Annotated in this window: 3 protein-coding genes; 1 reads left to right on the forward strand and 2 read right to left on the reverse strand. The window is 45.4% G+C overall.

Annotation, left to right across the window (positions count from 1 at the left end; all coding sequences use genetic code 11):
• Positions 1-105: 105 nt before the first annotated feature.
• Positions 106-1,497 carry an IS4 family transposase gene (locus tag QTO00_RS16790; protein ID WP_331425805.1) on the forward strand — a complete coding sequence of 464 codons (1,392 nt, stop codon included), beginning with the start codon at positions 106-108 and terminating at the stop codon, positions 1,495-1,497.
• A gap of 33 nt (positions 1,498-1,530) precedes the next feature.
• Here the strand turns inward: QTO00_RS16790 and QTO00_RS16795 are convergent, their stop codons facing one another.
• Together QTO00_RS16795 and QTO00_RS16800 are read right to left on the reverse strand one after the other, a co-directional pair.
• Positions 1,531-2,559 (reverse strand): lactonase family protein, encoded by a 1,029-nt coding sequence (locus QTO00_RS16795; protein ID WP_331425806.1) that lies wholly within the window; start codon positions 2,557-2,559, stop codon positions 1,531-1,533.
• Positions 2,560-2,708: 149 nt separating this feature from the next.
• The coding region (locus QTO00_RS16800) for a hypothetical protein (protein ID WP_331425807.1) at positions 2,709-3,413 on the reverse strand (705 nt) is incomplete at its 5' end.

A 3,413-nucleotide genomic window follows, 5' to 3' on the forward strand; every position in this document is an offset into this window, starting at 1 on the left:
CTGTCTCTTATACACAAATCCTCGAACTCAGTTCGAGGATTTTTTTTGAACTCATTTCCAAGGCTGAGATCTGATCACTTAAGTAATATTGATTAGGTAGCTAATATGGAAAACTCAACACCAATGGAGTGGGCACAGGTACAATTTGGTCAGGCAAAGCTTAATGACCCTAGACGAACTCAACGATTGATATCAATGGCTGCTTCACTTGCTAGTCAACCAGGAGTCGCCGTATCTAAACTTGCTATTTCACCCGCTGATATGGAAGGGGCTTACCGCTTTATCCGTAATGACCAAATCCAACCTAGCGATATTGCCGAATCAGGTTTTCAAGCCACCGCTCAGCACGCGCAAGATCATCCATTACTATTAGCACTTGAAGATACGACCTCACTCACATACCAACACAGAAGTGTACGAGATACACTTGGACACACTAACCAAGGTAATCGAAGTCGTGCTCTTCTAGCCCACTCTATTCTACTCTTTGCACCTGACACTCATCAGGTGGTCGGTCTTATTGAACAACAGCGCTGGAGTCGAGATATCTCTAAACGAGGACAAGGTCATCAGCATGCGTCTCGTCCCTACAAGGAGAAGGAAAGTTATAAATGGGAAAAAGCCTCACAAAATATGTCAGCTCGCTTAGGTGAGCATCTATCTTCAGTCATATCTGTTTGTGACAGAGAGGCTGACATCTATGAGTACTTGACCTATAAGACAGAACAACAGCAGCGCTTTGTGGTGCGTTCAATGCAAAGTCGATGCATTAAAGAGCATGACCAGAAACTTTACGACTACTCAAACAAATTGCCAGTTGCAGGTATTAAAACGCTCAATATCTCCCAACGAGGTGGCCGTAAGGCCAGAGATGTTAAGCTAGAAATACGATACACCTCTGTCACTCTTAAAGCGCCCGCTAACAAAGCGTCTGAGCCGGACATCCCACTTAACTATGTGAGTTGTATTGAGTGTGGCGAGGGTAAAAATAAATTGGCATGGCATCTACTGACGTCTGAAGTAATCAACTCGTATGATGACGCTATAGCAGTCATCAGCTATTACGAACACCGATGGTTGGTCGAAGACTACCACAAAGTGTGGAAAACTAGCGGTACTGACGTGGAAGCACTAAGGATGCAGTGTGCTGATAACCTTGAACGAATGAGCGTCATACTTGCGTTTATTGCTACGCGACTACTCCAACTACGATTTATGAAGCATATTGAACCGAAAAGCAGTTCGATGAGTTGCGAAAAAGTGTTAGGCCATAAAGCTTGGAAGTTATTATGGGTTAAAACTATGGGGCGTCCTCTTCCTAGCCAAGTACCAGATACCCACTGGGCTTATGAAAACCTCGCTAAGTTGGGAGGATGGAAAGACACCAAACGAACAGGACGAGCCTCCGTCCAAGTATTATGGGAAGGATGGTTTAAATTACAAACCATCCTTGAAGGCTATGAGCTAGCGATGTCTCTTGAACACGGAGACTTGTGATCAAGAGACAGGCGATTTCGCTACCTTTTTCATTTACTGCTGAGCTACTACACATACAGGCGCGTCGATGTGACACTGATAGCCTGTCGACTCAAGCTCACCCGTGTGCGGATTAAGGCGCAAACTAGTGAGAGTATTAGAATGCTGATTCGCCACTACGACCCATTCGTTGCAAGCGCTAAGCACAAAATCTCGTGGGAACGCACCACCACAATCAGTCGCGCCTAACCACTTCACAGATTTTTTTGAGACATCAAAGCAACTTATTGCGTTCTGGTGACGACATGAGACATAAACAAACTTTTCATCCGCTGACAACTTGATTGCTGCAGCCGCCTCTCCCTTGCTCGAGCCTGGAATCAAATCCAACTGAGCAGTTAAATGCCAACTCGCATCTGTTTTGCTAAGCACCACCAAGGTTTCACTTAGCTCACAAACCACATAGGCTGTGTCTTCCGCCTTATTAAGCACCAAATGACGCGGCCCACTCCCCGGGGGCAGTTTGACGCTCTGTTGTAAGCTAAATGCATCTTGCTCAAAACGATAGAAATGAACAGCATCGCTACCCAAATCGACATTCACTAGCACATCGTCATTGCGCTGAAATATCACTTGGTGTGCATGTGGTGAACCCTGTCTATCTAGATTTGGCCCTTTACCGTCTTGGTACAAGGTGGCAACTCTTTTTTCTGGCACACCAGTGTTGTTATCTAGGCGATATACGATGACATCCCCCGAGCCATAATTGGCAACTGCAAGGTATCGGTTGTCAACGGAGACATCAAGATGGCAAGGGTAATCACCCTCTATTGATAACGTGTGGTTCAATCCCTCACGCAGACAGCTTAGTTTGGCTCCCTCCTGCTGGGAGATTTCAGACACGCCATAAAGCGCGTGTTCGGTCTGGCACAGGTAAGACGGATTGCGAAGGGGGTAGAAATCATCAAGGCGAGTCAGTTCGCCCGTTTGTTGATTTAAGCTGACCAGAGCGATACCGATACTTCGGCTAGGCGAATCCGTATAGGTTCCAACGAAGAATTGTATGTGACCGCTTACTTGCATTGAAAGATATCCAAATAAAAAGAGTTTGCCGCTAGCACCCACTAGCGGCAAATGATTTATCCATTGATTAATCGAAGTTTTCGTTCAGCTCGCAATTGGTTCATCAACCATGACTGTTGTTTCATCAACTGCAATCCGTACAAACTTGCCTAATCCACCGAACGGCTCAATCGTAGGCTCACTGCCAAGCTTAACGCGCCAATCAAGTAGTAGCTAATTAGATAAACAGCACCCACATTAGCAAACGTATAAAATGGATTTCCACCAGCCATCAGTTCAAATGGTAACGCAGTGACCGCTTGCAAAAAATCGCTAATAAAATCCACACCCAGAAGGTTAGTCGACAGCAGTTTGATGACGTAAAAACCGATGATCATGACTAACAGCGGTGAACTGACTTTCTGCGAAATCGCTAGCGCCAGAGCGGCTAACGGAAATAGTGCCATACCAACTAGCCACATACGGCCAATAAACTCCAACCAATGCGTAAACACATACAAGATCGACTCACCAGTGAAGAACAGTGGGAAGTTTTGCGACATAACAAAGTTAATTATCCACATAACCAGATCAGCGGAGATGACAAGCATCGAGCAAATAATAGGTGTAACAAGTAAGCCAAAGCCTAGCTTAACCAAATGAATCGTCAGATCCGACACAGGCATACTGCGCCAAAACATCACACTGCCCTCTTGGCGCTCTTTGCGCAATGTTTTAGGGAAATAAAGCGTGGTAAGTAGGATCGAGAGTAAACCGGTGAAAGCAAAAGCTAATCCGCTTAGTTGCTTGCCCAATTCAAAACCAGACTCATGCCCGTCAATATTGTAGGTCAGCTCATACGTGACATTACTTTG

The sequence above is a fragment of the Vibrio sp. M260118 genome, assembly GCF_036533755.1.
Lineage (GTDB): Bacteria > Pseudomonadota > Gammaproteobacteria > Enterobacterales > Vibrionaceae > Vibrio.

What these genes read in the sequence shown, in the direction of transcription:
- QTO00_RS16790 (WP_331425805.1), top strand. Translation starts at nt 106, where the DNA reads ATGGAAAACTCAACACCAATGGAGTGGGCACAGGTACAATTTGGTCAG.
- QTO00_RS16795 (WP_331425806.1), bottom strand. Translation starts at nt 2,559, where the DNA reads ATGCAAGTAAGCGGTCACATACAATTCTTCGTTGGAACCTATACGGAT.